The organism is Martelella lutilitoris, from assembly GCF_005924265.1.
Lineage (GTDB): Bacteria > Pseudomonadota > Alphaproteobacteria > Rhizobiales > Rhizobiaceae > Martelella > Martelella lutilitoris.
On record NZ_VCLB01000003.1, the window covers coordinates 139,976 to 159,771 of the forward strand.

The 19,796-nt window shown below is 64.4% G+C and carries 15 protein-coding genes; 10 read left to right on the top strand and 5 right to left on the bottom strand.

The window, feature by feature from the left end; genetic code table 11:
* The first annotated feature begins 2 nt into the window (after positions 1 to 2).
* The 5 genes from cydD to cydX all read left to right on the top strand — a co-directional run bounded on the left by cydD (position 3) and on the right by cydX (position 6,518).
* Positions 3 to 1,790 (top strand): thiol reductant ABC exporter subunit CydD, encoded by a 1,788-nt coding sequence (cydD, locus tag FF124_RS05760; protein ID WP_138747543.1) that lies wholly within the window; start codon positions 3 to 5, stop codon positions 1,788 to 1,790.
* Positions 1,787 to 3,487 carry a thiol reductant ABC exporter subunit CydC gene (gene cydC / locus FF124_RS05765; RefSeq protein WP_138747544.1) on the top strand — a complete coding sequence of 567 codons (1,701 nt, stop codon included), beginning with the start codon at positions 1,787 to 1,789 and terminating at the stop codon, positions 3,485 to 3,487. Before cydD ends, cydC begins: the two co-directional genes overlap by 4 nt.
* Positions 3,488 to 3,578: 91 nt before the next feature.
* Positions 3,579 to 5,171, top strand: coding sequence for a cytochrome ubiquinol oxidase subunit I (locus FF124_RS05770; protein WP_138747545.1), 1,593 nt, complete (start codon positions 3,579 to 3,581; stop codon positions 5,169 to 5,171).
* Between the two features lie 6 nt (positions 5,172 to 5,177).
* The gene (cydB, locus tag FF124_RS05775; RefSeq protein ID WP_138747546.1) at positions 5,178 to 6,329 is read left to right on the top strand and encodes a cytochrome d ubiquinol oxidase subunit II; all 1,152 of its coding nucleotides are present in this window, start codon (positions 5,178 to 5,180) and stop codon (positions 6,327 to 6,329) included.
* A gap of 66 nt (positions 6,330 to 6,395) precedes the next feature.
* The gene (gene cydX / locus FF124_RS05780; RefSeq protein WP_061449716.1) at positions 6,396 to 6,518 is read left to right on the top strand and encodes a cytochrome bd-I oxidase subunit CydX; all 123 of its coding nucleotides are present in this window, start codon (positions 6,396 to 6,398) and stop codon (positions 6,516 to 6,518) included.
* A gap of 77 nt (positions 6,519 to 6,595) precedes the next feature.
* Here the strand turns inward: cydX and FF124_RS05785 are convergent, their stop codons facing one another.
* Genes FF124_RS05785 through ccmA form a run of 5 tightly spaced genes read right to left on the bottom strand, consistent with a single transcriptional unit; the run spans position 6,596 to position 9,487 of the window.
* On the bottom strand, positions 6,596 to 7,195 hold the full coding sequence (locus FF124_RS05785; RefSeq protein WP_138747547.1) for a DsbE family thiol:disulfide interchange protein: 600 nt from the start codon (positions 7,193 to 7,195) through the stop codon (positions 6,596 to 6,598).
* Positions 7,192 to 7,353: a heme exporter protein CcmD gene (ccmD, locus tag FF124_RS05790; protein WP_138747548.1), complete on the bottom strand. Its 162-nt coding sequence runs from the start codon at positions 7,351 to 7,353 to the stop codon at positions 7,192 to 7,194. Before ccmD ends, FF124_RS05785 begins: the two co-directional genes overlap by 4 nt.
* Entirely contained in the window at positions 7,350 to 8,126 is a 777-nt protein-coding gene (locus FF124_RS05795) for a heme ABC transporter permease (protein ID WP_138747824.1), read from the bottom strand. Before FF124_RS05795 ends, ccmD begins: the two co-directional genes overlap by 4 nt.
* Before the next feature lie 41 nt (positions 8,127 to 8,167).
* A complete protein-coding gene (ccmB, locus tag FF124_RS05800) occupies positions 8,168 to 8,827 on the bottom strand; it encodes a heme exporter protein CcmB (RefSeq protein WP_138747549.1) in 660 nt (219 codons plus the stop codon).
* Positions 8,828 to 8,830: 3 nt separating this feature from the next.
* Positions 8,831 to 9,487: a heme ABC exporter ATP-binding protein CcmA gene (gene ccmA / locus FF124_RS05805; protein WP_187326851.1), complete on the bottom strand. Its 657-nt coding sequence runs from the start codon at positions 9,485 to 9,487 to the stop codon at positions 8,831 to 8,833.
* Between the two features lie 285 nt (positions 9,488 to 9,772).
* On the opposite strand from ccmA, the gene acnA reads away from it, so the two are divergent.
* The 5 genes from acnA (at position 9,773) to FF124_RS05830 (ending at position 19,682) form a co-directional block, all read left to right on the top strand.
* Positions 9,773 to 12,466, top strand: coding sequence for an aconitate hydratase AcnA (gene acnA / locus FF124_RS05810; RefSeq protein WP_138747551.1), 2,694 nt, complete (start codon positions 9,773 to 9,775; stop codon positions 12,464 to 12,466).
* A 189-nt stretch (positions 12,467 to 12,655) separates the two neighbouring features.
* A complete protein-coding gene (locus tag FF124_RS05815) occupies positions 12,656 to 13,741 on the top strand; it encodes a Gfo/Idh/MocA family protein (RefSeq protein ID WP_187326828.1) in 1,086 nt (361 codons plus the stop codon).
* Between the two features lie 99 nt (positions 13,742 to 13,840).
* Positions 13,841 to 14,434 carry an exopolysaccharide biosynthesis protein gene (locus FF124_RS05820; RefSeq protein ID WP_138747553.1) on the top strand — a complete coding sequence of 198 codons (594 nt, stop codon included), beginning with the start codon at positions 13,841 to 13,843 and terminating at the stop codon, positions 14,432 to 14,434.
* Positions 14,435 to 14,576: 142 nt separating this feature from the next.
* Positions 14,577 to 15,296: a DUF1223 domain-containing protein gene (locus FF124_RS05825; RefSeq protein WP_425462513.1), complete on the top strand. Its 720-nt coding sequence runs from the start codon at positions 14,577 to 14,579 to the stop codon at positions 15,294 to 15,296.
* A 195-nt stretch (positions 15,297 to 15,491) separates the two neighbouring features.
* The gene (locus FF124_RS05830; protein ID WP_138747555.1) at positions 15,492 to 19,682 is read left to right on the top strand and encodes a peptidoglycan-binding protein; all 4,191 of its coding nucleotides are present in this window, start codon (positions 15,492 to 15,494) and stop codon (positions 19,680 to 19,682) included.
* Positions 19,683 to 19,796 lie beyond the last annotated feature (114 nt).

Consider the following 19,796-nt stretch of genomic DNA (forward strand, 5'->3'; position numbering starts at 1 on the left):
GCATGAGCGAGCTTGTCTTTGAAAAAGCCGCCGATGAACGGAAGGACGCGCCGCGCGGGCAAACCCGCGCGGAACGCGCTACCGTGCGCCCTGCCTCGGCCGCGCAGAAGAGCCAGCGGCGCGCCCGGGCGCCCAAACCGCGCGGGCTGAAAATTGCCGCATGGCTGCAGACCTTCGCCGAACTGATGTGGCTGCCGCAGGCGGCCTGTCTCGCCCATGGCATCGGCCTGATCGCACGCGGCGAGGGCGTTTCGGCCGTGCTGCCGCTTGCAGCCGCCGTTCTCGCCCTCGGTTTTCTGAAGGCGATCGCCGAACGTGCGGGCAGCCGCCTTGCCTACAGGACCGCCCGTGCGATCCTCAGCGAAAAGCGCGAGGCCGCCCTTGCGGCCCTCAGCCGCCGTTCGCCGCTCGACACCAGCCGCGTGGCCTCCGGCGAGGCAGCCAGCGTGATCGCCGAACAGGCCGAGCATATCGTGCCTTATCTGGCGCGGTTCCAGACGGCCCGGTTCAAGGCCACGGTCGTGCCGCTTGCCATTCTCGCCGTCATCTTTCCGTTTTCGTGGATCGCCGGTCTCGTTCTATTGATTGCCGCCCCGCTGATTCCCGTCTTCATGGCGCTGATCGGCTGGAGCGCGCAGTCGGCGAGCGAAAAGCACCTCGCCGACATGGGCACGCTCAATGCCTTCCTTCTCGACAGGCTGCGCGGCCTTTCAACGATCCGCGCCTTTGATGCCGTCGATCTCGTCTCCCGTCGCCTCACGCTCCGCGCGGAAAACCTTCGCCGTCGCACCATGTCGGTGCTGCGCATCGCCTTCATGACCTCTGCCGTGCTCGAACTCTTCTCCGCGCTCGGCGTCGCCATGGCAGCGGCCTATATCGGCTTTCACCTTCTCGGCCAGATTGGCTTCGGTGCCTGGGGCGGCACGCTGACGCTGTCCGAAGGCCTGTTCATCCTGTTGCTGGCCCCCGCCTTCTTCGATCCGCTGCGCATGCTCTCGTCCGTCTGGCACGACCGCGCGGCGGGCGAGGCAGCGCTTTCCGCCCTCGACAAACTGGCCGAGGATGGCCTGTCGATGGTCGGCGCCGAGAAGGAAGACATCGCACCTGCAAAAGCATCGGATCGGGTTCGTCCCGTCAGCGTCGAGTTCCGCGATCTCGGCTTTGTCCATCAAGGCTCGCGCGATCCGGTGTTCGAGGGATTCAATCTCCACGTTGCCCCCGGCGAACATGTCGCTCTGCTCGGTCCGTCCGGCAGCGGCAAGTCGACGCTTCTGGCCCTGCTGGCGGGCCTTGCCGAACTTCGCCACGGCCGCATCCTCATCGACGACGTGACGCTGGATGATGCCAATGCCGCGCGGCTTCGCACCCGCATGGCCTGGATCGGCCAGAACCCGCATCTTTTCGCCGGTTCGATTGCCGGCAATATCCGCCTGCACCGCGATGACATTTCCCGCGGCGCCGTGGCCGATGCGCTGAAGCTTGCCTCGCTCGACCATGTCGCCGAGGCGCATGGCAATGCCATGGTCGGCGAGAACGGCGCGGGACTTTCCGGCGGCGAGGCCTTGCGGCTGACGCTGGCGCGCGCTGCCGCCAATCGTGCCGCCGGGCTGATCATCGCCGATGAACCCACTGCCCATCTCGATCACCGCACCGCAAGCGATATTGCCGAGGCGCTGCTGACTCTCGCCAGCGGGCGTACGCTGATCGTCGCCACCCATGATCCGATCCTTGCCGAGCGCATGGACCGTACTATTCGTCTCAACGCGGATTTCAGGGAGGTGGCGCAATGAGAGCCGGCAAGTTCACAAGCCTCGGTCCGATCATCCGGCTTTTCTGGCGCGAACGGCGCGGCGGGCTGATGGCGGGCGCCGCTCTTTCGGCCGCCACCGTGCTTGCCGGCATTGCCCTTCTCGGCGTTTCCGGCTGGTTTGTCACCGCCGCGGCCATTGCCGGGCTGACGACCGCCAGCGCGCTTGCCTTCGACGTCTTCGCCCCATCGGCGGCCATACGCTTTCTGGCTCTGTCGCGCACGGCGGCGCGCTATTTCGAGCGGCTGCAGACCCATGATGCGACGCTCAGGGTGCTCGCCGGTCTGCGTGTGCGCCTGTTTCAGGGCTTTGCCGCACCGGGCGCCGCGAAGGCGCTTGCGCTGCGCCCCGCCCGCCTGCTGTTCCGCCTGACGGCCGATGTCGATGCACTGGATTCGCTTTATCTCAGAGTTCTGGTGCCGGGCTTCGTCGCAATCATTGCCGGCCTCGTCACCATCGCGGCCCTTGGCGCGCTGTCCTGGCCGCTTGCCTTTGCCGTTGGCGCCGCAATCGTCATTCCGGGCCTGATGATCCCTGCCCTGTCAGCCCGTTTTGCCGAAAAGCCAGCACGAAGGCGCGCCCATGCGCAGGAAGCGCTCAGGGCCCGCGCGGTTGATCTGGTTGCGGGCCAGAGCGAGCTTGCCTTTGCCGGCGGTCTTCAGGACCAGCGCGCCCGCGTTGCAGCGGCCGACGCCCGCGAATATGCCTCGGATCTGGCGCTGAACCGGATCGAGACCAATGCCGGTTTCGGCTTCGACATCGTCACCGCCCTCATCCTGTCCGGCGTGCTGCTGGCCGGCGCGGCACTGGCATCCGCCGGCACGGTGACGGCGCCGCTGGCCGCCCTCGCCCTGCTGATCGCCTTCGCCGCGCTGGAACCCTTCGCCGGCCTGCGCCGCGGCGCGATGGAGCTCGGCCGGACGCTTCTGGCCGCGCGCCGGCTCTCGCCGCGCCTAGATGCAACGCCTGGCAGCCGCTTCCGGCCGGAAGCGCCGACGCCCGGCAACGCCCTTGAACTCAAAGACGTGACCATGCGCTACGAGGGCCGCGCCCGCGCCGCGGTCTCAAACCTCTCGCTTTCAGTGAAGACCGGCGAGAAGGTCGCGCTGATCGGCGCCAGCGGAGCGGGAAAATCCTCGATCATGGCGCTTCTTGTCGGCGAGGCCGTACCCATGACCGGTACCGTCGCAGCCCTTGACGCGACGATCCTCAGCCAGCGCACGGAGCTCTTTCAGGATTCGCTGCGCGCCAACCTGAAGATCGCAGCCCCTGCCGCAGATGACGACGCCATGATGGCAGCCCTTGATGCGGCCGGACTCGGTGAAACCGTTCGCGCCCTGCCGGAAGGCCTTGATACCGATCTCGGCGAACAGGGCATCGGCCTTTCCGGCGGCCAGTCGCGTCGCCTGGCGCTTGCCCGCCTGCTTCTGCGCGACACGCCAGTGTTCCTGCTCGACGAGCCGACCGAAGGCCTCGACGGCAAAACGGCGCGCGATGTCATGTCACGGATCAATGCGCGTGCTAGCGAAGGCCGTACGCTTCTCGTCGCGACGCATATCCGCAGGGAGGCGGAAATCGCCGACCGACTGCTTGTTATCGATTCGGGACGGATCATTTCCGCCCCCAAACGAGGCGAACACGGCTTTGATGCCGCGCTCGCCGCCTTGAGGCCGGACTAGACCCCGGCCTCCAATAACGAAATGCGGTGCTGCCGTTGGTCCGGCAGAACCGATGAAACTTGAGACCCGGTTTGAACGCGGGAGAGACGCAATGGAACTGGACATCGTGGCGCTATCGCGCCTTCAATTTGCTATGACGGCGCTATACCACTTTTTGTTTGTGCCGTTGACGCTGGGCCTTTCCATGATCGTTGCGATCATGGAGACGACCTACGTCATGACAGGCCGCAAGATTTGGCGGCAAATGACTAAATTCTGGGGGACGCTGTTCGGCATCAATTTCGTGCTCGGCGTATCGACCGGCATCGTGATGGAATTCCAGTTCGGCATGAACTGGAGCTATTACAGCCACTATGTCGGCGACATCTTCGGCGCGCCTCTCGCGATTGAAGGCCTGATGGCCTTCTTCCTCGAAGCAACCTTTGTGGGCCTGTTCTTCTTCGGCTGGGACCGCATGTCGCGGGTTGCCCATCTGATCACCACCTGGTGCGTGGCCATCGGCTCGAACCTCTCGGCTCTGTGGATCCTGATCGCCAATGGCTGGATGCAGAACCCGGTCGGCTCGACCTTCAACCCGGTCACGATGCGCATGGAGGTTTCGAACTTCTTCGCCGTTCTGACCAATCCGGTCGCCCAGGCCAAGTTCGTCCACACCGTTTCGGCCGGTTATGTCACCGCTTCGGTCTTCGTGCTCGGCGTTTCAGCCTGGTACGTGCTGAAGGGCCGGCATTCCGAGCTTGCCAAGCGGTCGATGACGGTAGCCTGTTCCTTCGGCCTGGCCGCTGCCCTTTCGGTGGTCGTGCTGGGTGACGAAAGCGGCTATCTGACAACCGAACACCAGAAGATGAAGCTGGCGGCAATCGAATCCATGTGGGAAACCGAGCCGGCGCCCGCCTCCTTCACCCTGTTCGGCATACCCGACACGCAGGACCGCGAGACGCATTACGCCGTCAGGATCCCGTGGGTCATGGGCCTGATCGGCACGCGATCGCTCGACACGCCGATCGAGGGCATCAACGAACTGGTGGAAAGCGGCAAGACCCGCATCGAAAACGGCATCCAGGCCTATACCGCGCTCACCAATATGCGTCAGGCAATGGGATCCGGCACGCCGGATACGGCTGATCAGGCCGCCTTCGAACAGTATGGCAACGACCTCGGCTACGCCTATCTTCTGAAGCGTTTCGTCGATGATCCGAGCCAGGCGACGCCCGCCCAGATCGAACAGGCCGCAAACAGCCTCGTTCCGCCGGTCGGCACGCTGTTCTGGTCGTTCCGCATCATGGTCGGCTGTGGCTTCCTGTTCATCGCGGTCATGGCGACCTTCTTCTACCTGTCGGCCCGCCGTCGCCTCGATGCACATCGCTGGCTGCTGCATGTCGCGGTCTGGATCATTCCGCTGCCGTGGATTGCCGCAGAAGCGGGCTGGATCGTCGCCGAACTCGGCCGTCAGCCGTGGATCATCGAGGGCATCCTGCCGACGGCGCTTGCCGTCTCCAGCCTCGGTGCGGGCACGCTGCTTCTGACGCTCGCCGGCTTCGTCGCCATCTATACGGTGCTGTTCATCATCGAAATGGGCCTGATGCTCGCCGCGATCCGCAAGGGACCGCAGCCGGACAACGGACCCGAGATGCCTGTGCTCGGCTTCCGCCGCGTCCAGGGCACCATGACACCCGCGGAGTAAATCATCATGGTACTACACGATCTCATCTCCTACGAAGTCCTCCGCGTGATCTGGTGGCTGCTGCTCGGCGTTCTGCTGATCGGCTTCGCCATCATGGACGGCTTCGACCTCGGCACGGCAACGCTTCTGCCTTTCGTTGCCAAGGGTGACACCGAACGCCGCATCGTCGTCAACACGGTCGGCCCGGTCTGGGAAGGCAACCAGGTCTGGCTCATCCTCGGCGGCGGCGCCATCTTCGCCGCATGGCCGGCGATCTACGCCGTGTCCTTCTCGGGCTTCTATCTTGCGATGTTCGCGATCCTCTTCGCGCTCATCCTGCGCCCGGTCGGCTTCAAGTATCGCTCCAAGCGCGAAAGCGCCACATGGCGCAATACCTGGGACTGGATGCTGTTCATCGGCGGCTTCGTGCCGACGCTGATCTTCGGCGTGGCGCTCGGCAATGTGTTGCAGGGCGTTCCCTTCCGGCTCGATGACGACCTTCGCATCTTCTACGACGGTTCGTTCTTCGGTCTTTTGAACCCCTTCGCGCTGCTGGCAGGCCTCGTCTGCGTCGCCATGCTTGTCATGCACGGCGCGGCCTACCTGTCGACCAAGACGGAAGGCCCGATCAACGACCGCGCCCGCGCCTATGGCTCGGTCTCCGCGCTCGCGCTGATCGTGCTGTTCGCGCTCGCCGGCGTCTGGCTCTATTACGGCATTGACGGCTACGCCTATACCGGCGCCGTTGACGCCGCAGGACCTTCGAACCCGCTCCTGAACGACGTTGCCCGTGAACAGGGCGCCTGGTTCATCAACTACGGTCGCTATCCGTGGATGATGCTTGCGCCGGCGCTCGGCTTCCTCGGTGCGATCGGCGCCTTCATCGGGCTGAAGGGCTCCAAACCGGCGCTTGCCATGCTGTCGTCCTCGGCTGCCGTGTTCGGCGTCGTCGCTACGCCCGGCGTGGCGATGTTCCCCTTCATCCTGCCGTCGTCGGAGCAGCCCGCTGCAAGCCTGACGGCCTGGGATTCATCGTCGAGCCACCTGACGCTGTTCATCATGCTGGTCTGCGCCCTCATCTTCGTGCCGATCATCCTCGCCTACACGTCGTGGGTCTTCCACATCATGTGGGGCAAGGTGACCGACAAGGACATCAACGGCGGCGGACACGCCTATTGATCACCGAGGCAGGGCCGCGCCTCCCAAAGGAGCGGCCCGCCCCGACCGAAACACAAGGAGTTTCAAATGTGGTATTTCGCATGGATCCTCGGCCTGCCGCTCGCCGCTCTTTTCGCGGTGCTCAACGCGATGTGGTACGAGTTGATGGATGACCGCGCCAAGGAGCGCCAGAGCCAGAAGCAGGGCTGATACATCCCTGTCGCACTGAAAAAAAGCCCGGGTCTGCCAAGCGCAGGCCCGGGCTTTTGGTTTCGTCGGGTTTGGTATCAGTTCATCAGCCGCGAGGCCGGGCCGATCGAGCGATTGATCACGGGAAGGATTTCCCGTTCATAGGAAACGGCATCGATCGGACCGACCTTCTTGAAGATGATCGTACCGTCCGGCCCGACGACGAAAGTCTCGGGAATGCCGTATACGCCCCAGTCGATCGCGGCCGCGCCGCGCCGGTCGACGCCGATCGCGGCATAGGGATTGCCGAGCTCGCCCAGGAACCGCAGGGCGTTATCGGGATTGTCCTTGTAGTTGATGCCGACGACATTGATCTCGGGATCCTCCGAGAGCTCCATCAGAAACGGATGCTCTTGCCGGCAGGGCACGCACCAGGAGGCAAACACATTGACCAGGGTGAACTTGCCGGCGATCTCGGCATCGGTCAGCGCCGGCAGACCGCTGCCTTCAAGCGGCGGCAGATCAAGCGTGGGGGCCATCTTGCCAATGAGCACGGACGGGATCTCCTGAGGATCGCGACCGGACAGGATCTGCCAGCCGAAGACGGCGAACAGCGCGGCGACCACGATCAGCGGCACGGCCGCCATCAGATAGCGCCTGTTGCCCCTTCCCTGTCCCGCATTCTCTTCTTCGCTCATGCGCCCTTGCCTGCGCTGCGGCGCCGCGCGCCGGCCTTTTCAAGGGCAGCGAGTTCGCGCCGGCGGGCGCGGCCGTCCAGCACCAGCCAGGCGACAAGCCCGGCAAAGACCAGCGCCGTCGCGCCATAGGCGGCGGAAATAAAGAAGGCGTGGCTCATTCCTGCTCCCTCGGTTGCGGGCGCATCGCGTCCTCCACACGGCTCGCCGCGATCCTGCGCATGGCCGCGACCCGGCGGCGGTAGATCTCGTTGCGCATGGCGGCAAGATGCATGGTGAAAAAGGCAAAACTATAGGCAAGCGCCATGACAGCGAGCGGCCACAGGAAAACAGGATCGATGGTCGGCCCGTCGAGCCGGATCACGCTTGCCGGCTGGTGCAGCGTGTTCCACCAGTCGACGGAAAACTTGATGATCGGGATGTTGATGACGCCGATGAGGATCAGGATCGCCGAAAGCCGGGCCGCGCGCTGCGGCTCGTCGACGGCGCGGTTGAGCGCGATGATGCCGAGATACATCAAAAACAGGATGAAGACCGAGGTGAGCCGTGCGTCCCACACCCACCATGCGCCCCACATCGGCTTGCCCCAGAGCGAGCCGGTCAGAAGCGCCAGGAAGGTGAAGGCCGCGCCGATGGGGGCTGCCGCCTTGTGGGCGACATCGGCCAGCGGATGACGCCAGACCAGCGTGCCGAGCGCTGCCGCCGCCATCACCATGTAGCACATCATCGAAAGCCAGGCGGCGGGCACATGGATATACATGATCCGCACCGTATTGCCCTGCTGGTAATCCCCTTCCGACGTCAGGGAAAGATAAAGCCCGACGGCAAAGAGGATGAGCGTGATCGCGATCATGAACGGCATGACGCGGCCGACGAGCGTGAGGAAACGCGTCGGGTTCGCAAGACCCGCAATCATTCCCGTCTTTGGCTTCATCTCGTTCAAATCCGACCTCCAGGCTCTCAATCGGGTTTCGCTCAATCATCGCCCTGACGCAAGGCCAGGCTTGCGGCAAGGGGCCCGACAACCGCAAAAAACAGCGTGAGCGCGATGAGGATCAGGAAGGGCGGCAAAAATGCCTCGATCTCGGAGGTCGCCGCATAGCTTGCCCCGACCCCGAAGATCAGCACGGGGATCGACAGCGGCAGGATCAGGATCGGCACCAGAAGCCCGCCGCGCGGCAGCGACACCGCAATCGCCGCACCGGCCGCGCCGATGAAGGTGATGGCGGGCGATCCGACAAGCAGCGTGATAAAGGCCGCGCCAAGGCCCGCCGGGCCGACATTCATCAAAAGCCCCATGATCGGCGACAGGACAACGAGCGGCAGCACATAGGCCGTCCAGTGCGCCAGGCATTTGACCAGAACGATTAGCACCAGCGGCTCGTCCTGCATTTTCAGAAGGTCGAGCGAGCCATCGTCCCGTTCGGCGCGAAACAGCCGGTCGAGCCCGATCAGAGTCGACAGCAGCACCGCGATCCAGACGATTGCCGGGCCGATGCGCGCAAGCAAGGCCAGATCGGGGCCGACGCCGAAGGGCACGGTGGCGACCACGCAGAGGAAGAACAACAGCCCGACCAGCGCTCCGCCGCCGGCGCGCAAGGCAAGGATCACATCGCGGCGGTAAAGCGCGCCCATGGTCTAGAACGCCTCCGCCATGAAAGGGTCTGCAACAAGGCGCGTGGGGCCGGTGAACGCCATCGCCTCAGCGGCCTCAAGGCCGAGCGGCTCATGGGTCGCGGCAATGATGATGCCACCCTTGCCAAGGTGGCTGTTCATCAGCGTGGCGACCGTCTCCCTGGCGGCCTTGTCGAGGGCTGCCGTCGGCTCGTCCAGCAGCCAGACCGGGCGCCAGGCAACCAGAAGACGGGCGAAGGCGATGCGGCGTTTCTGCCCTGCCGAAAGGTAGGCAAAGGGAAGATCGAGCACGCCTTCCAGACCGACAGCGTCGGCGGCCTCTTCCGGGTCCAAGCCCGCGCCCCCTTCAAAATCCCCCAGGATCCGTTTCCAGACGGCCAGATTTTCACGCGCGGTCAGCTCCGGCTTCATGGCGTTCTGGTGCGCGAGATAATGGGCGGCAAAGGCGAGCGGCAATGCGGTTTCGTTCTCGCCGATGAAATGGGCATGGCCGCCAGTCTTTCCGACAAGCCCCAGAAGCGCGCGCAACGCCGTCGATTTGCCCGCGCCGTTTGGCCCGGTGAAGACCATGCTCTGACCTGCGGATAGCGTAAGCGACAAATTGCTGAAAATCAGCATGTCGCCCCGGCTGACCGAAAGGCCTGCAGCCTCTATGCGCAAAGCCATTTGCTCCCCTTCGCCGGACACGACAGCCCGCAGAACTTGCCGGTTGCTAAAAAAAATTTAAATTTCAACCATTGTTTATCTGGCACCTTTCTTAGAAATTATCTATACAATGCGCAACCACGCCAGCGGCCGGCGTGAAACACATCCTTGTGCCGAACTTGAGGTCTTTCGGCCTCACGTGCGGACAGCGGAAATGGTCGCACCCGCATCCTGATGTCGTAAGTACATAGGCGTTCGCACGGCTAGTCTTGGCCAATCAGAATGAGCGGGGTTTTATCCGTGGCTAAATCACTCGACAGTTTTGAATGTCGCTCCACACTCGATGTGGACGGCAAAGAGTATGTTTACTACAGCCTGCCAAAGGCTGAAGCGAACGGGCTCGAAGGCATCTCGAAGCTTCCCTTCTCCATGAAGGTGCTTCTGGAAAATCTTCTTCGCAACGAAGACGGCCGTTCGGTTACCAAAGACGACATCATCGCTGTCGCCAAGTGGCTCAATGACAAGGGCACGGCCGGCGCCGAAATCGCCTACCGCCCGGCCCGCGTCCTGATGCAGGACTTCACCGGCGTTCCCGCCGTCGTCGACCTTGCCGCCATGCGCGACGGCATCGTCAATCTCGGCGGCGACCCGGAAAAGATCAATCCGCTGGTTCCCGTCGACCTCGTCATCGACCACTCGGTCATCGTTGACGAATTCGGCACGCCGCAAGCCTTCGCCCACAACGTCGAATATGAGTACAAGCGCAACGGCGAACGCTACCGCTTCCTGAAATGGGGCCAGCAGGCGTTCAAGAACTTCCGCGTCGTGCCCCCCGGCACCGGCATCTGTCACCAGGTGAACCTCGAATATCTCGGCCAGACCGTCTGGACCAAGGAAGAGGACGGTTCCGAGATCGCCTATCCCGACACCTGCGTCGGCACCGACAGCCACACCACGATGATCAACGGTCTCGGCGTTCTCGGCTGGGGCGTTGGCGGTATCGAAGCCGAAGCCGCCATGCTCGGCCAGCCGGTCTCGATGTTGCTGCCGGAAGTCATCGGCTTCAAGCTGACGGGCGAGCTGAAGGAAGGCGTGACCGCGACCGACCTCGTGCTGACCGTGGTCCAGATGCTGCGCAAGAAGGGCGTTGTCTCCAAATTTGTCGAATTCTACGGCGCCGGCCTTGATTCCATGTCGCTCGCCGACCGCGCCACGATCGGCAATATGGGTCCGGAATACGGCGCCACCTGCGGCTTCTTCCCCGTCGACTTCGAAACCCTGCGCTACCTTGATATGTCGGGACGCACGAAGGAGCGCATCGCGCTGGTCGACGCCTATTCCAAGGCGCAGGGCATGTACCGCGAATCGGGCGGCGAGGATCCGGTCTTCACCGACACGCTGGAACTCGACCTCGGCGATGTGGTCCCCTCCATGGCCGGCCCGAAGCGTCCGGAAGGCCGCATCGCGCTGGAAAACATCGCCTCCGGCTTCGCCGACGCGATGGTCAACATGTACAACAAGGATGAGGGCGAGCTTGAGAAGCGCTACGCCGTCGAGGGCACGGATTACGACCTCGGCCACGGCGATGTCGCCATTGCCGCCATCACCTCGTGCACCAACACCTCGAACCCGTCCGTGCTGATCGCAGCCGGCCTTCTCGCCCGCAACGCTGTTGCCAAGGGGCTGAAGACCAAGCCGTGGGTCAAGACCTCGCTCGCGCCCGGATCCCAGGTCGTTGCCGAGTATCTGGAAAAGGCTGGCCTTCAGAAGGATCTCGACGCGCTCGGCTTCAATCTCGTCGGCTTCGGCTGCACCACCTGCATCGGCAATTCCGGCCCGCTTCCGGCCCCGGTCTCCAAGACCATCAACGACAAGGGCCTGATCGCCGCCGGCGTTCTCTCCGGCAACCGCAACTTCGAGGGCCGCATCTCCCCGGACGTTCAGGCGAACTACCTGGCTTCCCCGCCGCTGGTCGTCGCCCATGCGCTGGCCGGCACCGTGACCAAGGACCTGACCACCGAACCGCTCGGCGAGGACAAGGACGGCAACCCGGTCTATCTCAAGGACATCTGGCCGTCCTCTAAGGAAGTGCAGGAGACGATCGAGAAATACGTCACCCGCGAGCTTTACGAAAGCAAGTATGCGGACGTCTTCAAGGGCGATGAAAACTGGCAGGCGGTCAAGATTCCCGACGGCCAGACCTATGCCTGGGACGACAATTCGACCTATGTCCAGAACCCGCCTTACTTCGTTGGCATGGGCAAGACGCCAACCACCGTTTCCGACATCAAGGACGCCCGCATCCTCGGTCTCTTCGGCGACAAGATCACCACCGACCACATCTCGCCGGCCGGTTCGATCAAGGCGCAGTCGCCTGCTGGCGAATATCTGATGAGCCACGATGTGGCGGTTGCCGACTTCAACCAGTACGGCACGCGGCGCGGCAATCACGAAGTGATGATGCGCGGCACCTTCGCCAATATCCGTATCCGCAACCACATGCTTGGGCCGAACGGCAAGGAAGGCGGCTACACCATCCACTATCCGTCCAAGGAAGAGATGTCGATCTTCGACGCGGCCATGGAATACAAGAAGGAAGGCGTTCCGCTGGTCATCTTCGCCGGCGGCGAATATGGCAACGGCTCCTCGCGCGACTGGGCGGCCAAGGGCACCAACCTCTTGGGCGTGCGCGCCGTGATCGCCGAGAGCTACGAGCGTATCCACCGCTCGAATCTCGTCGGCATGGGCGTCATCCCGTTCACGCTGGAAGACGGCGCGAGCTGGGAAAGCCTCGGCCTGAAGGGCGACGAGACCGTCTCGATCGAAGGCCTCGCCGACATCAAGCCGCGCGAGAAGAAGGTCGCCAAGGTGACCTTTGCCGACGGCACGGTCAAGGACGTCCCGATCCTCTGCCGCATCGATACGCTCGACGAACTCACCTACGTCAACAATGGCGGCATCCTGCAGACGGTGCTGCGCGATCTGGCCGCCTGATAAGGCCGCAGCCATTGATGTGAAATGAAGACCGGGCGGCGCAAGCTGCCCGGTTTTGTGTCTGACCTTCCCTCCTCTTTGTGTCTTCCTCTTGCTTGACACGAGGATCCAGGCGGTATGGGCAGGTTGTGTTGGGGCCATACGCCCTGTAACCCACGCCTCAAGCGCATTTTCAGGGAACCATCGAACATGTCCCCCATACCCTTTGCAGTCATCGGATCGGGATGGCGGGCGTCCTTCTTTCTGAAGGTCGCCAGCGTATTACCCGAGCATTTTCGCGCGGTCGGCATTGTCACGGGGCGGTCGGAGACCGAGCGCAAGGCGCTGGCAGAGCACTGGAACGTCCCGACATTTGGTTCTGTCGACGCGCTTGTCGCAGCGGCCCGGCCGGAATTCGCCGTTGTTTCAGTCCGAACGGACGAGATCGTCGCTCGCATCAGCGAACTTGCCGCGCGTGGCCTTCCGATCCTCGCCGAAACACCGGTCGCGCCCGATCATGAGGGCCTGCTCGCACTGCACAGGTTGGTCGAAGCGGGCGCGAAGATCGAGGTCGCCGAACAGTATTTCCTGCACCCGGTCATTTCGGCCATGCGATCCATGATCGCTGACGGGCTGATCGGCACGCCGAACTACGCCCATGTCTCGGTCATTCAGACCTATCATAACATTTCACTGATGCGGAAGCTGCTGGGCATCGGCTTCGAAAACGCCACCGTCACCGCAAACAGTTTCGCCCTGCCCGTGGTCAAGGGGCCGGGACGCTACGACCAGCCCGAGCGCATGGACGTCGTCGCGGCGTGCCAGACCATTGCGACCTTCGATTTCAACGGCAAGGTCGGCGTCTACGACTTTGCCGAGGCCCAGCACAGAAGCCGTATCCGGGCACCGCGCATCACCGTGCGCGGCGAACGCGGCGAGATCACGCCGGAGCGCGCGGACTATCTGATCGATGCCCGCAGGCCGGTTACCGTCGAGCTTGCCCGCGTGGACAAGGGGCATTTCATGAATTTCGAGGGCTATCACCACCACGCCATCATGGCCGGCGGTCGCTATGTCTACGAAAATCCCTTCCCCGGCCCCCACCTGACGGATGACGAGATCGCGGTCGCGACCTGCCTGCAGAACATGGGGCGTTTCGTCGAAAAGGGCATTTCATCCTACAGCTTCGCCGGGGCCGCTCAGGATTGCTATCTCGCCGAGGTGATGCGAAAGGCCGCCGCGGACAAGGCGCCGGTGACGAGCGAGACGCAAGCCTGGCGCCGCGCCACCTGCTGAACCCGCCGGACCGGGTTGCAAATCCTTCACACTTGAAATCGGAACGATGCATCCGCCTTCGCGTTTTGCCGCTAAGGGACACACTGAGCGGAGCAAAGCGTGAGCAGCAACCAGGACGACGACGAAAACGCGCTTACCGGGATCACCCGCGAGGCGCTCGATCACTCCGAAGGCGAGCGGGTTTCGGTGGATGACATGCTTTCGACCTTCGGTTCGGCCTCCTTCGTGCCGCTGCTGATCCTGCCGTCGCTTCTGGTGATGTCGCCGCTGGGCGGCGTGCCAGGGCTGTCCTCGCTCTTCGGCATCATGATCGTGCTGATCGCCGGCCAGCGGCTGATCGGGCGCAAAAGCATCTGGCTGCCGGGCTTCATCCGCAACCGCTCGATCGAAAGCGACAAGGCGGCCAGGGCGATGGAGAAGATGCTGCCCGCGACCCGTTTCATCGACCGGCATTCGCACAGGCGGCTTGCCTTCCTCTTCCGTGATCCCCTCGCGCTCATCCTGCCGCTGGCCTGCGTGCTGGCCGGCGCCTTCATGCCGGTTCTCGAACTCGTCCCCTTCGCCTCGGCCTTTCTCGGTCTTGCCGTCATGCTCATCGCCTATTCGATGCTGAGCCGCGACGGCCTCTTCGCGCTCCTGGCGATGGTCCCGATCGCAGCGGCTCTCTGGACGGGGAAGACCGTCATCTTCTGATCACATGTTTTTTCACCCCATCGTGACTTTCGGTTGAAGGACGATGAGGCTAGATTGACCCCATGCTTGATAAGCGTCGGCTGTTGATGGCCGCGCTCCCTTAAAACCGGTGAAGGTTTCTTCCGTGCTGAAGCAGACGATCATATCGGCCGCCTTTCTTGCGGCCTTGGCCTTCTCCACGGCTCAGGCGGGCGATATCCGCAACCCGCTCGGCGTTCTCGAGCTGTTTACCTCACAGGGCTGCTCCTCCTGCCCGCCCGCCGACAGGGCCGCAGCGGAAATCGCCGAACAGGGCGACATCATCGTCCTGAGCTTTCACGTCGACTATTGGAACTATCTCGGCTGGACAGACACGATGAGCAGCCGCGAGAACACCGAACGGCAATATGCCTATGGCGAGGCCATGGGCCGCAGCGGCGTCTACACCCCGCAGGCGATCCTCAACGGCCGCGAGCAAATGATCGGCACCAGCAGAGCCGACCTCAACGACAGCCTCGAGACGCTTGCCGCCAAGGGAGACGGCCTCAACGTGCCGGTTTCCACGCAGATGCACGGCGACGAGGTGCTGATCGATATCGGCGCGGGCGCCGGCAAGGCGGATGTCCTCGTGGTCTATTTCAAGGGCGCGGAGAAGGTCGCCATCAAGGAAGGCGAGAACAAGGGCAAGACGATTACCTACCGCAACATCGTCACCGACGTGCAGACGGTCGGCATGTGGCATGGCGAGCCAACCCGGATCACCCTTCCCGCCCGCGTGCTCGACCCGCGCGAGAGCGATGGCTGCGCCATTCTCCTGCAGCAGACCGACAAGGCGGGAAATCCCGGCCCGATCCTCGGCGCCACGGTGATCACGACGCACTGAAGCGCCCGCCTGAGCGGGATTTTCGGCACCCCCGCGCCCGGATTGCCCGAAGAATTAACAACTTCTTTACCATGTTCGGCGAAAGCTAGATGCCAAGACCTTTGATGCGGTCTTGCGTGCGTGAAGGGGACAGCTTGCTTGATGCGCCGCAGGAACCGCCAACCGGAGCGGGCAAGAACCATGGCGCAAACGCGGATGACACAGGACGCAACGGGCGGCAGGCCCTCCCTCGATGCGCTCAACCGCACGATCGAGGGGCTGGAATCGCGCCTCAGCGACCTGATGGAGAACCGTCCCTCGCCGCAGCGCCCCGCCCCGCGCCGCTTACCCGAACCCCAGCAGGACCGCTTCCCGCGCGAGCGCTCAGCAATGCCCAATCCCGGCTCCGCCCGCGTCGACGCCGAACTGCGCGAGATCGGCCGGACGCTGAAGGACCTGCGCGCCAGCGTGCGCGAGGATTTTTCCGCGAGCCTGCGCGACGAACTTGCCGGGCTGCACACCATGCTCAGCCATCTCGACCGGCAGACCGACACGCGGGACCTCGACGAGGAGACCCGGAGCGAATTGATCCGGATTTCCGAGGCCGTGGACTGGCTGGTAGCCAATGCGGAGGCCGACGACGACAGCCGGCTGATGGCCGAATTCGACCATCTGCAGTCGCTTCTGCGTGGCCTTGCCGATGCCAAGAGCATCACGCGGCTGGAAAACCGGTTCGAAAATATCGAGCGGCAGCTGGCTCCCTTTGATGCAAGCCGGCTCGATGCCGAGCTGACGGCGCTTGCGCGCGGCATCGACGAGCTTCGCCGCCAGGCCGATGACAGCGACAGCGCCCGCAGCCTTGAGGATATCGAGCAGCGCCTCTCCTCGCTCGCCCAGGCCATGGAGATGCTGTGCACCCGCTTTCCCGCCGTCGGCAAGAAACTCGACGGGCAGATCGGCGCGATCGAGCGGCGCATCGACGATATCAACCGCAATCTCGAACATCTCGGCCGCCGCCAGGGCGAGCCGGTGCGCGATGCCGCGATCGAGCGGCTGGAGGGCAGGCTTTCCGAACTCGCGAGCGCCGTCACCGCCGTTGACTGGCAGATGCGCGACCAAAGCGCAAAACAGGCGACGCTGCTGGAAAGCCTTGACGGCATGGCCCGCCGCATCGAAGGCCATCGCGGCGATGACGGACACCTGAAGCTCGAGGCGCGGATCGAAAAACTTGCAACCGCCGTCGAGCGGATCGGCCCCGGCATCGATCGCCAGGCCCTCGGCAAGGCGGTTTCCGAGCTTTCCGACAAGATCGGCCGGATCGACATGGACGGCGCCGAACGCAGGCTTTCCGAGAAGATCGACGCCAGCGCGACAGCCGGCTTCAGCGAAGAGGACCGGCGCGAACTGAAGGACCAACTCGACCGGCTGGCGGGGCTTGTCGGCAATAGAGGCCTGGAGCCGCGCGCGCTCGACGACGTCGTCAGCCGCATCAACGACCGGATCGGGCGCATCGACGTTCAGGGCAGCGAGCGCCGCCTTGCCGCCAAGCTGGATTCGCTCAGCCTGTCCGCTTCCGCCGAAGGTGACCGCGGGGCGCTGCGCGACGAGATCAGGCGGCTTGCCGGCCTCATCGAGAACGGACGGCGCGGCATCGAGCCGGCGGCCCTTGACGCGGCCGTCTCCCGCATCAATGACAGCATTTCCCGTCTCGATCTTGCCGGCGCCGAGCGCAGGCTCTCCTCGCAGATCGCCGCCATGCCGGCGCGCGGCGGCGAGGCCTTCGGCAAGGCCGCGTCGCTCGACACGGACGCCTTCGAAAAGCGCCTTGCCGCCCGCATCGACGCGCTGGACCTTTCCGGCACGGAAGAGCGGATCACGCGCCGGATCGCCGCGCTGGAGAACGATGGCGCGGAGGAACGCCTCAGCGCCCAGCTTTCCGCCCTTGCCAACCGTTTCGAGGAAAGCCGGCGCGACACCAGCGCGCCCGCGCTCTCCAAACTGGAACGCCAGATCGCCGAACTGACCACGCTCGTCAGCCGTCCCGATCCGAAACTGCCGCTGGCCGAACTTGAAGACCGCATCGGCGCGCGCATCGAAAGCCTGACGGCCAGCAATGACGACTATCTGATCGAGGCAGCCCAGCATGCCGCCGAGGAAGCGCTGAAGAATTTCGAGGCGCGCCGCAAGGGCGAGGCCGACGAGCATATCGCCGTCATCAAGGCGCTGGCCGCCGACATGAAGAACCTCCACAAGGCCGGCCGCGACAGCGAGGGGGCCGCCTCTCTGCACGAGACGCTGAAGACGATCGCAGGCAGGCTCGACACGCTGAACACCGGTGATGACGATAAGGCGACACCCCTTGAGGGGAGGCGCGCGGAGCCCGGCCCTTTCGTCGCGACCTCGGCCGCCGCGCAGCAGGCGAAGCGCAGCGCTGAGGAAACGGTCCGGGAGGACCGCCAGCCGCCGCGCTTCGAAACCAGGTTTGCCGCGCCGGCCGCACGCCCCGCCCCTGAAAAAAGCCCCGTCGTCGAAAAAAAGGGCGATGACGCAGCGAGCGACGATGTGCTCGACATCCTCTCGCGCGTGCGCGCAGGGCAGAAGCCGGAAGGCCCGGTGCTTCCGGTTCATGACCGACCCGTGGCCAAGACGGAATACAAGAAGCGCGATCCCGGCAAGCCCGCAGGTCCGCGCAACCAGCGCTTTTCCGCCGCCGGACCGCAGGGCGACCTGATTGCCGCCGCCCGCCGCGCCGCGCGCTCGGCGCTTGCCAATGCCGAGGACATGACGCCATCGGTCTCGACGAACGAGGACAAGGACGCCAAGGACGGCAACAAGGCCGTCGGCGACGGCTTCTCGCGCAGGCCCGTCTACCTTGCCGCCGGCGCCATTCTGCTGGCCATCGTCGCCTACCCCTTCCTCACCGATTTCGGGCGCGATCGGGAAACCATCATGGAGGCCGTCAAGACCTTCGAGAATACGCCGCCGAGCCTCACCGCGCCGGCCCGCACAACGGCAAGCCAGGCGATGCCACAGACCTCGGCGACGCGCAATGTCGCCGCCGCGCCGTCGCTGCGCGCGCCCGAACGCGGCGTGGTCAAGTCCAATTTCGCCGCCGAGGCCCGCGAGATTGCCGCCGCGCCCGCCGCCGGCGCTTTCCGCATGATCGAGGCCGATAATTCGCTCGTGACCGGCAGCATCAAGCCGGATGCGCCCGTCGCCGCGGCAACCGGCGGTTCGAGACCGGCGCCGGACGGAACGCCCGTGGAAACGCCCGTTGCCACCGCGCCGCCGGCTGCCAAGCCGCGCGAGATGGAGGCCCCCGTCGAAACCGCCTCGGTCACCACCGAGGATGTGCTGGACATGCTGGCCGCGCCATCGGCCGCACGCGAGGCGTCGGCCGCGCCCTCGACGCCGGTCCGCAAAGACCCGCAGGCAGCAGCACGGAAGACGCCGGCCGCTGCCGTCAGCAATTCGCCGCCGCCCGAGGCAAGCGGAAAGAGCGAGGCGCTGACCGCGCAACGGCCGAAGGAAGCCGCTCCGCTCGACATCGCCGTTCCGAAGGCAATCAAGCCGGCAGCCCTTGCCGATGCAGCGCGCGACGGCAATCCGGATGCCCTTTATGAGATCGGCGTGCGCTACCAGGAAGGGCTCGGCCTGAAGCGCGATCCGGCCGAAGCGGCCGTCTGGTTCGACGAAGCCGCCGAGCGCGGTTCCGCGCCGGCCGCCTTCCAGCTCGGCAGCCTTTATGAAAAGGGCATCGGCGTCGATCAGGATGCGGCGAAAGCGATAACTCTCTACCGCTCGGCCGCGCGCGCCGGCAATATCAGCGCCATGCACAATCTCGCCGTCATGCTCGCCAACGGCGCCGGCAGCGGCAAACCCGACTTCGCCGAGGCGGCGAAATGGTTCAGGGAAGCCGCCGAGCACGGCGTTGCCGACAGCCAGTTCAATCTTGCCATCCTCCATGCGCGCGGCGCCGGCGTCGATGCCGATCTCGCCCAGTCCTACAAATGGTTTGCGATTGCCGCGATGAACGGCGACGAGGAAGCCGCCAAGCGGCGCAATGAGGTGGCCGAGGCGCTTTCCGACGCCGATCTCAACCGCGGCCGCAAGCTTGCTGCCGACTGGGAAGCCAGGGAAGCCCTGCCCGCCGCCAATATCGTGACCGCGCCGCCCGAATGGCTGCCGCAGGAAAAGGTCGCAAGCGCGCCCGACAAGCAGGCGATCGTCCGCGACATTCAGTCGATCCTCAACGAGCGCGGCTATGACGCAGGTCCCGAGGACGGGCTTCTGGGCGCGAAGACCGATGCCGCGATCAAGGCCTTCCAGACGAAGAACGGCCTCGAGCCCGACGGGGCGATCACGCCCGCGCTGGTCGAGACATTGCTCAACAGCAACAGCGTCTGAGAAGAATAGGCCGTTCGCAACCGTTTGAATTGACAGAAGCGACATCAGGTCGCAGAAAGAGACTGGATTTTCATAAGGCTGGACGCGACCCGTCCGGCCCTGTCGCTATTGGGG